Genomic DNA, 14,249 nt, shown 5'->3' on the forward strand with positions numbered 1-14,249 from the left:
TTCTCTCACCTAAACTTTCACATTTCTATATCTGAAAACTATCGAGAAGCAAAATAAGAAAAATAATATATTCGGCAATAAATAATATTGACTCGGGTTCCCATTAATTACAATTAAATATCCAAATACAACTGAAAAAGAAATCCATTTATTTTCTTTTGGTAATATTTTGTACATCTCTTTAAAAATCAATATATATATAAGAACAAAAGACATAAACGAAAGTATGCCCTTTTCAACTAAAGTATTCAAAAAAAATGAATGAATGACAATGTCATATATACCGTAATTTTCATATAGATAATAAGTATAATTCCCTGCTCCTATTCCAACAAAATCAAATTTATTAGTAGCGAAAACATAATTGAATATATAGTAAAATTGCAAGAATCTACTGTCAGTTGTATTTCCACGGTCAACTATAAAAATTCGGTATAAATCATCGGAAACAAAAGCAAGAATAGCTAAAATGCAAGTTAAAGCAATGGAAAAATTAATGAGACTTACAATTTTTACGGAATTCTTTCTAATGCTTTTTACAGTTATATAGATTAAGAAAATTAATAGTTGCACCAAAATTGATATTATTGCAATACGAGTGAAAGTTAATATTGTAAAGATAATATTAAAAGAAAATGCGTTAATAGTTAGCATATTTCTCTTTTTATATAGAGAAAATAATGTGATTGAAAATAACAATGCGCCTAAATTTCCAGCTCCATTATTTGCTCCAACCAAACCAATAACTCTTATTCCTTCTTTAGCACCCTCCGTATAAAAAACTGTAGCTTCATTATTAAAAATTAAAAATGTTTTTTTGAATATATATTGAATAATTCCTAACATGCTATTAATTAAACTTATAATAAGGATTCCCTTTATAATATTATTAAAGTATTTCTTATTTTCATTTAAATTCAACATTCTTAAGGTTTGAATAATAAAAATAATAGAGATAACAAATGTCAGATCATTAAACCATATGTTATAGCTTCGAATTTCAAGAGTTAGTATTTGAAAAACTGAAACGAAAATTTGAAGAAATAGCAGTGCTTGAATAAAATATAAATCTTTATTTTTCAAATCTAATTCTTTAACTCTTTTATTAAAAAAAGAGGAATATACTCCCCAAACAAAAATATACATTATTAATATATTTGTATAAATTCCTTCTCCATTCTGTTCTCCTAAAAGTAAATTAGGGTTTACCAATATAGGAGTAATCCATATAATATTACTCCACGAACTATTAGATCCATGTAATCCATATGCAATTAAAATAACGAATATACAAAAAAAGAATGCTATGATCCATTCCATATTAGACTCCTTTGAAAGTAAAAATGCTCTTAATAGTTAACAAAATTATAACTAAATCTAATTTTAGACTTCTTTTCTGAATATAAATCATATCTAAGTAAAACATTTCTTCAAATCCGACACTGTTTCTCAGTGTTGCCTGCCAAATCCCTGTACATCCTGGTTTTACAAACATTCGAGTTTTGTGAAATTCGCTATAGTTTAAATATTCTCTAACTAATGGCGGTCTAGGGCCAACTATTGACATTTCTCCTCTTAATACATTGAATAGTTGAGGAAACTCATCAACACTAGTCTTACGAATAAATGCCCCAACTTTAGTTACTCGTGGATCATTCTTCATTTTAAACATATTCCCAGAAACTTCGTTTTTTGATTTGAAGACTTCCCAGTAAGTCATCAGCGTTAGGAATCATGGAGCGAAATTTGTACATTTTAAACACCTTCCCATCAATCCCTACTCTATCTTGGGAATAAAAAACACTTCCTCCTTTGCTCTCAAATTTAATCGCGAAGGCTATAATAATAAAAAGCGGGACTAACAATATTAATCCTATTAACGACAAAAATATATCTACTACTCTTTTCATGAAATCATAAGTGTTATATTCAATTTCATGACTATATAATATTTCCGACTCTATTCTTTTGGAGCTAACTTCTAGAACTGTTGTACTTATTTCTTTGTAAGCATTGATCATTTTATTACTCCTTCCTCTGTAAAGATTCGCTTATCTAAATATTGTTTATCTGATTCCAATAAATTTTTCATTATTTCTATCAACTCCCATCTTAAATCTTCTCTCTTCAACGCAAATTCTATTGTTGTTTTTAGAAAACCAAGTTTTTCTCCAACATCGTATCTAGTACCATCAAACTCATAAGCAAACACACGCTGCATTTCGTTCAAACGCGTAATCGCATCCGTCAACTGAATTTCATTCCCCCGCCCCAGGCTCTTGTGTTTCTAAATATTTAAAGATTTCAGGTGTAAACAGATATCGCCCTAAAATTGCAAGGTTTGACGGTGCTGTTCCTGGCTCAGGTTTTTCAACAAACGACTTCACTTTATGTAATGTCTCTGAAACACTTGAACTAAGGTCTACAATTCCATACCGTTGGGTGTCTTCGTACGCTACCGGCTGTACCCCAATAATTGAGCTATTTGTAATTTCATATTGTTCAATTAATTGTTTCGTGCACGGTACATCGGCCTGCACAATATCATCCCCAAGCATGACGACAAACGGTTCATCTCCTACAAAAGCTTTCGCTTGCAAGACCGCATGACCGAGTCCCATCGGCTTTGATTGACGGATAAAGTGAATGTTAATGTTCGTCGTCTCTTCGACGAGCTTCAAAAATTCAGACTTTCCTTTTTCAATCAACGTCTGTTCAAGTTCAGGTACTGAATCGAAATGATCTTCGATCGCCCGCTTTCCTTTCCCTGTCACGATCAAGATGTCTTCGATGCCCGAATCGACCGCTTCTTCGATGATGTATTGAATCGTCGGCTTATCGACAATCGGCAACATCTCTTTCGGCATCGCCTTCGTCGCCGGGAGGAAACGTGTGCCGAGACCCGCCGCCGGGATGACCGCTTTTTTTACTTTTTTCAATGTCATGATACTCCTCCTTAAAGAATATTTATTATTTGGTTAATCCCTTTATGAAAGGATACTTCTTCCATACAGTGAAAATATATTTTAAATTTAACACCATTTACCCATTTAAAAAAAGACATAGCAGTAAAATAAACCTATTTTCGTTCGACAGTTATCGACAAAAATAGGTTTTCCTTACTCAAAAGTGACTGACTTTTAATTATTATTTTTTCCATTTTCCACGCCAGTTTTTTTCCGGGAGTGTTGGTGGATCGATAAATACAAATTCATCTCGAAGGATGGCCTCGGCGTTCGCCATATACGTTTCCCATGCCTCTTCGCCGAGTTCCGTCATGACCGTTCTCTCCGCTTCTGCCCAATAGAACGTACGTCGTCCGTTACTATGCGCATCTGATGCAAGAATATGGCTTAGGCCGTTTCGTAAAAATGCGAACGACAACTCCTTCACGTTTTGACCGAACTCACCCGTCAGGCTTCCGGTTGTGATTTGTGACAACGCTCCGGACGAAACGAAGTCCATTAACCGCTTCGGATTCGTTGCGAATTCTTTGTTACGTTCAGGATGAGCAATGATTGGTGTATACCCGTCGGTTTGCAGAGCGAAGAAGAGTTGTTCGGCATATGCTGGTACGGAGTCACTTGGGAACTCAACTAGTACGTAGCGTGAACCTGCAAGCGAGAGGGCCTCTCCTTTTTCAAGTGCTTCGACAAGGTCCCCGAAGACACGGATTTCTTGACCTGGATATAAATCTATTTTTAATCCTTCTTGATGAAGAATCGTTTGTAATGTGGACGTCGCGTGCTGGAAGTTTAATGAGGCTGTGTCGAACTGGGGATGAAACGCGTGGGGTGTGACCACGATTGCGGTCACCCCTTCGCTTGCCGCGCGTTTCGCCATCTCGACAGCTTGTTCGATTGTCCCAGGCCCGTCATCGACGGCCGGGAGCAAGTGACAATGAAGATCAATCATGGCGGGCACTCCTTTTATTCGTACGCGTAATAATAGTAGTAGTCGTCACTGCCTTGTGGCTCACGCTTATTCAAGACGACACCTAAAATATGTGCATCGGCGAGGACTAACTGTTCTTTTGACTTGATGACCATTTGACGATCGGACTTGTCACAACCGACGACGAGAACGACCCCATCAACTTTACGCGCCAACAGTCGCGTGTCCGCTACTTGCATCATCGGTGGCGCATCTAAGATGATGACGTCATAAGTCTCTTTTAATTCTTCTAACACACGGTCCATCATTTTCGAGGATAAGAGCTCGGATGGGTTCGGTGGGATCGGACCTGCTGCGAGCAATTCAAGATTCTCGACTTGCGTCGTATGGACGGCTTTTTCAATCGTCGTCTTCTTTGCCAGGACGGTCGATAGCCCGATTCCATTCGAGACACGGAACGTGAAATGAGCCGTCGGACGACGCATGTCACAGTCCATCAAGAGGACGCGTTTTCCTTGCTGGGCATAGACGACAGCAAGGTTCGACGACGTCGTCGATTTCCCTTCTCCTGAAGAAGAGGACGTGATGACCATCGTCTGTAATTCGTCATCCACCGCCGTAAACTCGAGGTTCGTCCGAATCGTCCGGTACTGCTCCGAGATTGGCGACTTCGGCTTCACGACCGTGATTAAGTCACGACCTGACTTGTCATACTCGGCATGTTTTTTCTTTTTTCCAAACTTAAACACGGACCTCTTCTCCTTTCACGCGCGGCTGACGCTGTTGTTTCATGTCGACTTTTTCAATAACTGGAATCGAACCGAGGACAGGCAACTCAAGGATATTTTCGACGTCTTGTTCTGTCTTGATGCGACGATCGAGCACGACTTTTAGGAATGCGATCGCGACCCCAATCATCATCCCGAGTACGGCTGCAATCGCCGTGTTAAGCAGAATGTTCGGTTTCACCGGTGACATCGGAATTGACGCCTCTGAAAGCACTTTGACGTTATCGACTCCACTCATAAGTTCCGGGACTTCCGAAGCGAAGACCGAACTAATCTCATTGGCGATATCGGTCGCAAGCACCGGGTTCGTATGTTGTACTTTCAAGTTGATGACTTGCGAGTTTTGTTCGCTGTTCACCGTGATCAATTCACTAATGTCTGCTGGAGCACCGACCACATTCTCTTGTACAGCTTCAAGAATTGCTGGACTCTGAATAATGACGCGATACGTATTAACTAAGTTGATTGAAGACTGGACTTGCCCTAAATCAATCGTGTTTTCCGTTTGCTTCGGTGCAACGAGCACTTGTGTCGACGCCTCATATGTAGGGCTGATGACAAATGAACTAATTAAAAATGCGATGATGGCTGCTGTGACTGTAAGACTCGCAATGAGCCATTTGCTTCGTTTTAAGATGGAGAATAATTCTCCTAATGAGATCGTTTCTTCATTCATGTGTGTTCTTCCGCTCCTCTGTTCATTAATCGACTGCTGGAAAAATCCCGCAGATAATATTTAAAATGACAATACTCAAATATTATAGCAAATTTTTTGGTGGGTGATGACCCAATTTTTAAATTTTGGTTTATTTGGCATACAAATCTGATAAACTTCAAGAGGAAGAACTTAACAGAAGGAGGAGTCATCCGTGCATGTAAGTGAACGCTTACTCCAGTTTTACGCCGAGCACTCGAGCTCGAAACGAACCGCCTTGCAAACTAAAATTCAACACGCCCTCTCCGAGCCAACTTCACTCATCGATTCATTCGAACAATTGACAGGAGAACGAAATAGCGAGCTCTCAACCGAAGTACATACGGCTGAATCGTTTACAACGTGGATCCAGGAAGGGAAAAAAGATAGCGCTTTCCTTCTATATTATGTGTCCCTTTTAGAACGAATCGATACGGTCCTCGCGACTGAGAGCCAGGACGCGATTGAAACGACTGAGACCGACGTGCCACCTCCACCGATCGAGAAAGTCGTAACACCCGCTGACACGCCGAAACGACGCTACACCCCGGAAGCAGAAATTCCGTCCCGGGCCGAACGGGCGAAATATCAACGCGCGATTGAACCGGCCCGTCCACGCAAACGACGCGGCGGCTTGCTCGCCGTGCTCGCCCTACTCTTACTTCTAGGTGGTGGCGGATACGTGGCCTATCCATATGTACTCGACTTGCTCGAGTCACGCGAAGAGGCAAACGAGCCGAAAACAGAGCAACCGGCACCGGAACCCGTCGCAGAAACACCGGCTGTCGAGAGCGTGTGGCTCACGACAAAGAACGTCGACTTAGTGAGTGCACCAAACAGCTCGTCCGTCACCTATATCGGCGACATCGGGGACCGGTATGACATCGTCGGGACAGAAGGCGAGTATGTCGAAGTCCGTCTCGGGGACGCAACAGCTTGGGCCCCGACTGCGTCGACGACCGCGGAATGGAAATCGGCATCTTTGACCGACGAGGTGATTCTCTCATGGGTCGAGACGAATCTAAATATGACTTACACGAACCCACCCGAAACGTTTGTCGCCTACAGCGAGAGCGAGCTTTATGACGCGATCGGCCAACCGTTCGGCGAAGAGCGCGATGCGTTGAACTTGTACGCGTTCTATAGCGGGGTCTTCTTCGTCATCCAAGATGAGACGGTCCATGCCATCGATTGGACGAATACCGGAGTATCTAAAGAAAGCTTCATGACACTCGGCGAACCGACGCTTGAGACGGAAGACGCTGTCGTGTATGAGAGTGAGACTTACTCGCTTCGTCTCTTCATCGGGACGAACGGTTCGACACGGGTCCGCTTGACCGAAATTTAATGAAAAGGAGCTTGCCCCATGCCTACTATTTTTGTGACAGGCGGTGCCGGCTATATCGGTACGCATACCGTCCTACAATTGCTTGAACAAGATTATGACGTCATCGTGCTCGACAATTTATCCAACAGTCGCCGTGAGGCGCTCGCACGCGTCGAGACGTTAACCGGAAAATCTGTCACGTTCTATCTCGGTGACATCTTGAACCGTGAGTTACTCGAACAGATTTTCCTCACCCACACGATTGACGCGGTCATCCACTTCGCCGGCTTGAAAGCAGTCGGCGAATCGGTGAACGAACCGCTTCGCTATTACGAGAATAACGTCGTTGGGACGACCGTCCTGCTCGAGGTCATGCAGGCGTTCGATGTGAAACGAATCGTGTTCAGTTCTTCGGCTACCGTCTACGGGATGCCGGAACGGACCCCCATCGACGAATCGTTCCCGCTCAGCGCAACGAATCCTTACGGACGGACGAAGCTGATGATCGAGGAGATCATGCGTGACGTCGCCATTGCCGACAGTGAATGGAGCATCGCGCTCCTTCGTTATTTCAACCCGATCGGTGCACACGCTTCCGGTCAAATCGGCGAAGACCCGTTCGATGTTCCGAACAACTTGATGCCGTACATCACGCAAGTCGCCGTCGGCCGCCTCGAGAAGTTGAGCGTCTTCGGCGATGACTACGATACCGTGGACGGGACGGGTGTCCGTGACTACATTCATGTCGTCGACCTTGCAGCAGGTCATTTGAAAGCTGTTGATTATGTAATGAACCATACGGGTGCCGAGGCGTTCAACTTAGGGACCGGGGAAGGCTATAGCGTCCTCGACCTAGTCAAAGCGTTCGAGCGTGCTAGCGGACAAACGATTCCCTATACGATCGCTCCGCGACGTCCGGGCGACATCGCGATTTGTTTCGCCGACCCAACAAAATCGAGACAAGTCCTGAATTGGCAAGCCACACACGGAATCGAAGACATGTGTCGTGATGCATGGCACTGGCAGTCGAACAACCCGAACGGGTACGCATAAAATACCCCTGTTCGCTACGAGGCGAACAGGGGTATTTTAATGCATCCAGATAAAGCCGTAAGGCGCGAGTTCAACCGTCTCGACCGGTTCTTCCGTGAACACGTTCGTGCCTTGGACAGGAAGCGTCACCGTTTCATTCGAGACGTTCGTATAAAGCGTGAGCGTCGCTTCCCCGTCCGTCCGCTCGACGGCGAACACCCGGTCGTCGACCGAGACGATTCGTTCACGTGCATAAGGCGAGAGCGCCGCATGCGTCCGCTTGACGTTCAATTGGCTGAGAATGCCAGAGAAGACGTTTAACCGATGGGGGTCCGTCTTCACGTCTTGAATGAGCGCATCTCGCTCGACCGGTGTCGTCACACCGAGCAGCGTCCGATAATCAAGGGCCGGGATGCCGCGTAAAGACAAGAGGATGCTGTGAGCGGCGAGAATTTGTTCCGGTGGCGGGTTGATTAAGTTCTTTTCGAACGGGTCACGTTCAGGACTCGATAGGAAATTGTAGTACGTCTTTCCTTCTGGTGGCGCCTCGTAGTGGGCCCAGTCCCGTAACCGTGTCGCATCGCCTTGGGCGAATGCGAGAAGAACGTGCGAGGCGAGGTCGAAGTGACAAATCGCATCGGCGACATCGAAATAAGCGGGTACGTGTCTCGTGTCCCCCTCATATGCGAGAATCAATTGTCCGTTCGGCTTATAATGATGAAGCACGCGATGCCATAGGGTCAAGACGAGTCGAATCCGCTCCTCCGGCATCCCTCGGAACGACTGGACGTGGACGCGGAGCGCCGTCGCGCCTTGGGTGAGCCGTTCGATGAACAAATTGGTCTCTTTTAAAAGATCAAACTGAGTCTCGTTATAGACGTCCGGTTCCGCGTCGTACATGAGCCCAAACTCTTGGTGGAACCGCCCCAGGTCCTCGAGTAAACGAATCCTTGGATTGACACGGGTGTCGCTCGTCTCTTTGGCATACGGGAACAGCGACACGAGATACAAGTCGCTGATTGACGCTTGCACATGGTCTTTCAATAACTCGTGGAGCGCATCGAGGTCAGGTGTACCCTTCGTCGTGACGGCGTTCGCATCAATCATGAGGACGTTCGTCTGTTCAGTCGGTGCGTCACCGTCATGCCACGTCTGGGCATCCCACTTCATGAATACTTGTTGCCACTCCGTAGTGGAATGATCGTCGACGAGCTCATCGACAATCGGTTTTACGTGTTCCCAAATCATCCAATCCCTCCTGTCTTCTCTCTTTATCAGTCCCACCGTTCGTACACTTCTAAACGCAAAAAAGAGCCGCACTGTAGGCGACTCATTCCATCAATCGTTTCAATTCTTGTTGCACTTCTGCTAGAGATGTCGGGTCTGGGTTCCAGTAATAGATGCCGTTGCTTTCCTTCCCACCAGCCCCTTCGATCCGAAGCGTACTGGCGTTCTGGAACGCCTTCATGTAATCGGTAGATAAGGCGACGAGTTCGTTAAATTCCAGGTTCGTCTTCGCATGGTCCCCTACCACTTCAAGGAGACGTGTCACAGTGTCGACCGAGAAGCTGCTCCGCCCTTTTTCGACGATGGCTGCGACGATGGCCCGTTGCCGTTCTTGACGTCCAAAGTCCCCGTTCGGGTCCTCATAGCGCATGCGCGAATAGGCGAGTGCCTCCGCTCCGTTCAACTCGATTTCGCCGACCGGGAATGTATGGTTGTCTTGTTCGAACGCAAACGTATTCGTCACCGTTACACCACCGAGCGTGTCGACGACTTCTGTGAAGGCTTCCATGTCTGCTTCGACGACGTAATCAATCGGGATGTCGAGCAAGGCTTCGACCGTATCCATCGCCATGTCCGTTCCGCCAAACGCGTAGGCATGGTTGATTTTATCTCGCGTGCCGTAGCCGACAATCTCTGTTTTCGTATCACGCGGAATCGACAACATTGCCCCTTCGTCTGTCGCCGGGTTTAACGTCATGACGATGATGGAGTCACTCCGGCCACGTTGACCTTCCTCACGGTCAATCCCAAGGAGAAGAATTGAAACGGATTTCTCTTCCACGATCGTTTCCACGTTTCTGCGTTCTTCTCGCACTTCGAGATTTTGATTTACTTTCGAGACGGTATCATTCATGTCCCGATACATTGACCACGTCATCGCTCCGCCCGCGATGAAAAAGAGCGCGAGGATGCCGAGGGTGATGAATAGGACGCGACGCCCGTTTCGTTTTTTTCGATGTCTCGCCATCGAACGCCACCTTCTTTCCAAAATTCTTTACAAAAAGGATTCCCTTTCCTCGTGCTATATTATAGTACTTTACCAAAAAATACTAAGGATATCTTTGTGTGTTTTTATGGGAAATGTGTTTTCCGCTTCCCTCCGCCTCCTCGCTTTGGAAAATGATACGTCCAGGCCGCATTGATTTCTGCCCCGAGCAGCATCGTCACAGCGGTCAAGTACAGCCAAATTTGAAGCAAGATGACGAGGCCAATTGTCCCGTACGTTTCTCCGAACATCGTGAACCGGTCCACGTAGACACTGTATCCGGTCGAAATGAGTTGCCAGGAAATAACAGCAAAAACGGCACCCGGTAAGGCGTCATAAAATCGCACCCGTTGTTGCGGTGCAATCATATAAAAGGCAGAGAACGCGATGATCAAAATAATCGTGGAGACCGTGTAACGCGTGAGCGTCGCGAGGCGAGAGAACTCTTCGACCACCGGCGCGGCACGATATAACAGCTCGAGGAACTCTTGACTGAACACGTGGAACACGACGAGGATGACGGCCCCGACGCTCCAGGCGGCGAGCGTGATCAAGCCGATGAACCGACGATGCAAGTAACCGCGCGCTTCCGTCTCTCCATACGCGAAGACGGTCAGTTTGACGAGTCGGGCCGTTCCGTTCGTCGCCGACCAGATGACGATGAGCGCCCCGAACGAGACGAGTCCGACGTTAATGTTCCCGCTCACGTCATAGACGATGCTAAACAAGTCACGGACGGTCTCCCCCGGCACGAGAATCTCGATTTGTTCGATCAAAAGAGAGTCTTCGATTTTAAAAAATGCAGCGAACGCAAAGACGAGAAAGAAAGTTGGAAAGATGGCGAGAAACCAAAAGAAGGCGAGCGTGGCGCTATAGTCGTTAATGTGATGGTCACGAAAACGATGGCGTACATCGATTGCGAGCCGAATCAAGCGTTCAACCAACGAAGTCCCTCCTTTTTTCTTTCTATTATCCCACAAAAAAGACGCCCGAGTAATCAGGCGTCACAGATTATCGTTCCATCAATTCGTTCAAAAAGCCGCTCACTTCAGAGAGTGATGCCGCGTCCGGGCGCCAGTAATAAATCCCGTCGCCTTCTTTTCCGCCAGACCCTTCTAGGCGAAGCACGTCCTGGTTTTTAAACGCGGTCATATAGTCCGTCGACAACGTGCGCAACTCTTTGAACGTGATGTTCGTCTTCGCATTGTGTCCAAGGACGTCAAGCATGTTGTTGAACTTCGAAATCGAGAAGTCGTTCGTCCCTTTGTTGACGAGTGCCGAGATGACTTGCCGCTGGCGCTCTTGGCGTCCGAAGTCTCCGTTTGGATCGTCATAACGCATCCGTGTGTAGGCGAGCGCTTTTGACCCGTCCATTGTAATCGTGCCCGGTTCGAAAGAATAGTCACCGGACGTAAACGCCAAGTTGTTCGTCACCGTTACACCGCCGAACAAATCGACTGCGTCTTGGAAGCCTTTCATGTCGACCTCGGCCACGTAATCGATTGGGATGCCGAGTAAATTCTCGACAGAAGCCATCGCCATCTCAGCCCCGCCGAATGCGTACGCATGGTTGATCTTATCCTGTGTACCTTTGCCGACGATTTCCGTCTTCGTATCTCGAGGAATCGACAACATCGCGCTACGGTCCGTGTTCGGATTGAGTGTCATGACGATAATCGAGTCACTCCGTCCCTGTTCGTCCGCGCGACGATCGACGCCAAGAAGCAAGACGGACATCGGCTTCTTCTCACGAATCGTATCGTTGTTCATCCGCTTGGGGCTAAGGCCCGCTGATTCATTCAGACGGTCTACCGTCGAATCGATTTGATTGTATGCATAAAAGGCCATCCCGACTCCGATGAGCAGGAACACCCCGATGATACTTGCTGCGATATAGGCGATGCGACGTCCGCGTGACGTCTTCTTTCGCCGTTTCTTCATACGTCTCTTGCTTTCTTCCATTTCATGACACCTCTCTACACCCGTTGATACCGTCCATAACGCATTTATTTTATCATCAATCTACAAAAAATAATCTAAAATTTCAAAAAAAGGTAAACAATTTCATTTCACATCAGTCCGGTTCTGTTACTCTATCGGCTTTTAAACCTGTATGTTAAGTGACTTCTTTTCCCAGTTCACTTAGTATATCACGCGCAATGAACCGCTCTCTTTCATCTCCTCTTATCGATTAGGTCTAGAGACCCGGAATTCCCGTCTGCTCATTTCCAATTAAATCAAAAACGTGAAGAATGCCCAATCCATTGACTTCATCTTTTGAAAAAATGAGACAGAAGCATCATTTTTTGTCATAATTAATTCTAGTGTAATGAAAGTGTAATGTAAATGACACATTGGAAAAGGAGCTCTCCATGCGCTACGTCGTCACATGTTATTTGAGAGAAGGACAGACGGTCACATTTTATGCTTACGGCAGTACAATCTTTGATGTTGAACGCACGTTTAAAGAGACGCTTCAAACCGCTAGCCCGCTGAACGACTTCGTCGAGTTGAGCGACGGATGGAACATCCCGGTCGGCGAGATTCTCGCCTATCGGATCAGTGAAGTGAAACCGGCTCTTTTGAAGCAAACCGATTTCGGGTAACCCTATTAAGAATAGATTCATGAAGGGGTGACGATATGGAAATCGGAATGATTGGTTTAGGCAAGATGGGGTTGAACCTCGCGCTCAACTTGACGGATGCGGGCCACCGCGTCCTCGGCTACGACCCGGGCAACGTGTCGACGAGCCAGTTCGAGACGAAAGACTCGCTCGAGGCGGTCATCGACAGCTTGAAAGCGCCGCGCGTCGTCTGGGTGATGGTGCCGGCTGGCGAAGTGACAGATCACGTATTAGCGGATTTGCATCAGCTGTTATCGCCAGGCGACATCGTGATTGATGGCGGGAACTCGAACTATAAGCAGTCGATCGCACGTGCCGAGCATTTCAAAGAAAAGCTGATCTACTTCTTCGACGTCGGGACGAGTGGCGGCATGGAAGGGGCACGGCACGGGGCGTGCACGATGATCGGCGGGGACATGGAGGCGTTCGGCAAGATCGAGGCGCTCTTCTCCGACGTGTCGACGGACAACGGCTACTTGTACGCCGGTCCGAGTGGTAGCGGGCACTTCTTGAAGATGGTCCATAACGGCATCGAGTACGGCATGATGCAGGCGATCGCCGAAGGGTTCGAGATTCTCGAGAAGAGTCCGTTCGATTACGATCACGAACAAGTCGCTCGCGTCTGGAACCGCGGATCGGTCGTCCGCTCATGGCTCATGGAGCTGACCGAGAGCGCGTTCCATAAAGACGCGAAGCTCGACGGAATCAAAGGGGTCATGCATTCGTCCGGCGAAGGGAAATGGACGGTCGAGACGGCGCTCGAGTATGGCGTGCCGGCTCCGGTCATCGCCCTGTCGCTGATGATGCGGCAACGCTCGCTCGAGGAGGACACGTTCTCTGGCAAGGTCGTCGCCGCGCTCCGAAACGAGTTCGGCGGGCATGCGGTGGAGAAGAAATAATCGTTGTAAGCGTCGGTCGAATCGAATTTGGCCGGCGTTTTTTTGTGATGTGACGATTATCCGCCCGTCTCGTCGCGAACAAACGTTGGTATGAATGGAATTTCTATACATTTGTCGATTAAATGTACTAATTTCTGTAAAACTCTTTTCGTTTCAGCAGGCGTATGATGAAAGAGCAGCATATCTTGTGACATAGAAGGAGCCGGCATGATGCGTAAACTTCCCGATTATAAGATCTCCATCCCGAAAGAGCTTTATGAGCCAGGAGACAGGCCCGTCTTCCGTAAACAGACAAATGACTGGCGAGACTTGGACGATTGCTTCAACAGTCTCGTCAAGCAAGCGTTTCATGCGTCCGAACATGGCGGTCTGTTCTTTTGTCAGGCGTTCGCAGTCCCCATCACCCGGATTCATTTCCTCAGGCTCCGACGAACGACCGAGGATGGTAGCGGCGTCGAGATGATCGTGACCTATCAAAAGGAAATGGAGAACATCTATGCCACGATCCGTGTCGGTAAAGTCATGATGCGCGCGCGAACGGCCTGGCTATCGAACGGGATCATGGTTTTCCAATCGGACTCGCATATGAATTGGTTCCACTTGAAACCGTGCTGGGTCGGGGAGGACTTCATCGATCACATCTCGGTTTGGTTGTTAGAACACTTTCAAAAGCATGAACTCAAAACGCGTTTCTAACAAGAACAGCCCCTCATCTCGAG

At 47.0% G+C, this 14,249-nt stretch carries 13 protein-coding genes and 2 pseudogenes; 5 read left to right on the forward strand and 10 right to left on the reverse strand.

The features are described from left to right. Positions 1-9: 9 nt before the first annotated feature. The 6 genes and pseudogenes from RT52_RS14185 to RT52_RS14210 form a co-directional block, all read right to left on the reverse strand. On the reverse strand, positions 10-1,320 hold the full coding sequence (locus RT52_RS14185; protein WP_034818036.1) for an O-antigen ligase family protein: 1,311 nt from the start codon (positions 1,318-1,320) through the stop codon (positions 10-12). A gap of 1 nt (position 1,321) precedes the next feature. Beyond that, positions 1,322-2,021, reverse strand: a pseudogene (locus tag RT52_RS17950) (sugar transferase). After that, positions 2,018-2,945 (reverse strand): annotated as a pseudogene (gene galU / locus RT52_RS14195) (UTP--glucose-1-phosphate uridylyltransferase GalU). Before galU ends, RT52_RS17950 begins: the two co-directional pseudogenes overlap by 4 nt. Before the next feature lie 202 nt (positions 2,946-3,147). Continuing rightward, positions 3,148-3,915 (reverse strand): tyrosine-protein phosphatase, encoded by a 768-nt coding sequence (locus RT52_RS14200; RefSeq protein ID WP_034818037.1) that lies wholly within the window; start codon positions 3,913-3,915, stop codon positions 3,148-3,150. 14 nt (positions 3,916-3,929) lie between these two features. Beyond that, positions 3,930-4,643, reverse strand: a complete 714-nt coding sequence (locus RT52_RS14205) for a CpsD/CapB family tyrosine-protein kinase (RefSeq protein WP_034818038.1) — start codon at positions 4,641-4,643, stop codon at positions 3,930-3,932. Further along, entirely contained in the window at positions 4,636-5,358 is a 723-nt protein-coding gene (locus RT52_RS14210; RefSeq protein ID WP_034818039.1) for a YveK family protein, read from the reverse strand. The genes RT52_RS14205 and RT52_RS14210 overlap by 8 nt, the downstream gene beginning before the upstream one ends. Before the next feature lie 193 nt (positions 5,359-5,551). On the opposite strand from RT52_RS14210, the gene RT52_RS14215 reads away from it, so the two are divergent. Both RT52_RS14215 and galE read left to right on the forward strand, forming a co-directional pair. Continuing rightward, positions 5,552-6,724: a hypothetical protein gene (locus tag RT52_RS14215; protein WP_034818040.1), complete on the forward strand. Its 1,173-nt coding sequence runs from the start codon at positions 5,552-5,554 to the stop codon at positions 6,722-6,724. Between the two features lie 18 nt (positions 6,725-6,742). Further along, positions 6,743-7,756: a UDP-glucose 4-epimerase GalE gene (gene galE, locus RT52_RS14220; protein ID WP_034818041.1), complete on the forward strand. Its 1,014-nt coding sequence runs from the start codon at positions 6,743-6,745 to the stop codon at positions 7,754-7,756. A gap of 36 nt (positions 7,757-7,792) precedes the next feature. Here the strand turns inward: galE and RT52_RS14225 are convergent, their stop codons facing one another. The 4 genes from RT52_RS14225 to RT52_RS14240 form a co-directional block, all read right to left on the reverse strand. After that, a complete protein-coding gene (locus tag RT52_RS14225) occupies positions 7,793-8,983 on the reverse strand; it encodes an alpha-amylase family glycosyl hydrolase (RefSeq protein ID WP_034818042.1) in 1,191 nt (396 codons plus the stop codon). 82 nt (positions 8,984-9,065) lie between these two features. Further along, a complete protein-coding gene (locus RT52_RS14230) occupies positions 9,066-9,989 on the reverse strand; it encodes an LCP family glycopolymer transferase (RefSeq protein WP_034818043.1) in 924 nt (307 codons plus the stop codon). Positions 9,990-10,093: 104 nt separating this feature from the next. Next, positions 10,094-10,951 (reverse strand): YihY/virulence factor BrkB family protein, encoded by an 858-nt coding sequence (locus RT52_RS14235; RefSeq protein ID WP_034818044.1) that lies wholly within the window; start codon positions 10,949-10,951, stop codon positions 10,094-10,096. A 67-nt stretch (positions 10,952-11,018) separates the two neighbouring features. After that, a complete protein-coding gene (locus RT52_RS14240; protein ID WP_081852731.1) occupies positions 11,019-11,948 on the reverse strand; it encodes an LCP family glycopolymer transferase in 930 nt (309 codons plus the stop codon). Between the two features lie 431 nt (positions 11,949-12,379). On the opposite strand from RT52_RS14240, the gene RT52_RS14245 reads away from it, so the two are divergent. The 3 genes from RT52_RS14245 to RT52_RS14255 all read left to right on the forward strand — a co-directional run bounded on the left by RT52_RS14245 (position 12,380) and on the right by RT52_RS14255 (position 14,226). Continuing rightward, a complete protein-coding gene (locus tag RT52_RS14245; protein WP_034818046.1) occupies positions 12,380-12,613 on the forward strand; it encodes a hypothetical protein in 234 nt (77 codons plus the stop codon). Positions 12,614-12,648: 35 nt separating this feature from the next. Continuing rightward, entirely contained in the window at positions 12,649-13,530 is an 882-nt protein-coding gene (gene gnd, locus RT52_RS14250) for a phosphogluconate dehydrogenase (NAD(+)-dependent, decarboxylating) (protein WP_034818047.1), read from the forward strand. 210 nt (positions 13,531-13,740) lie between these two features. Continuing rightward, positions 13,741-14,226, forward strand: coding sequence for a hypothetical protein (locus RT52_RS14255; protein ID WP_034818048.1), 486 nt, complete (start codon positions 13,741-13,743; stop codon positions 14,224-14,226). Positions 14,227-14,249: the final 23 nt, after the last annotated feature.

Source organism: Exiguobacterium alkaliphilum 12/1, from assembly GCF_000714435.1.
Classification (GTDB): domain Bacteria; phylum Bacillota; class Bacilli; order Exiguobacteriales; family Exiguobacteriaceae; genus Exiguobacterium; species Exiguobacterium alkaliphilum.

Excerpts from the sequence above, each read along its gene's own strand:
- RT52_RS14185 (WP_034818036.1), bottom strand. The coding sequence starts at position 1,320 with ATGGAATGGATCATAGCATTCTTTTTTTGTATATTCGTTATTTTAATT.
- RT52_RS14200 (WP_034818037.1), bottom strand. The coding sequence starts at position 3,915 with ATGATTGATCTTCATTGTCACTTGCTCCCGGCCGTCGATGACGGGCCT.
- RT52_RS14210 (WP_034818039.1), bottom strand. The coding sequence starts at position 5,358 with ATGAATGAAGAAACGATCTCATTAGGAGAATTATTCTCCATCTTAAAA.
- galE (WP_034818041.1), top strand. The coding sequence starts at position 6,743 with ATGCCTACTATTTTTGTGACAGGCGGTGCCGGCTATATCGGTACGCAT.
- RT52_RS14225 (WP_034818042.1), bottom strand. The coding sequence starts at position 8,983 with ATGATTTGGGAACACGTAAAACCGATTGTCGATGAGCTCGTCGACGAT.
- RT52_RS14230 (WP_034818043.1), bottom strand. The coding sequence starts at position 9,989 with ATGGCGAGACATCGAAAAAAACGAAACGGGCGTCGCGTCCTATTCATC.
- RT52_RS14240 (WP_081852731.1), bottom strand. The coding sequence starts at position 11,948 with ATGAAGAAACGGCGAAAGAAGACGTCACGCGGACGTCGCATCGCCTAT.
- RT52_RS14245 (WP_034818046.1), top strand. The coding sequence starts at position 12,380 with ATGCGCTACGTCGTCACATGTTATTTGAGAGAAGGACAGACGGTCACA.
- gnd (WP_034818047.1), top strand. The coding sequence starts at position 12,649 with ATGGAAATCGGAATGATTGGTTTAGGCAAGATGGGGTTGAACCTCGCG.
- RT52_RS14255 (WP_034818048.1), top strand. The coding sequence starts at position 13,741 with ATGCGTAAACTTCCCGATTATAAGATCTCCATCCCGAAAGAGCTTTAT.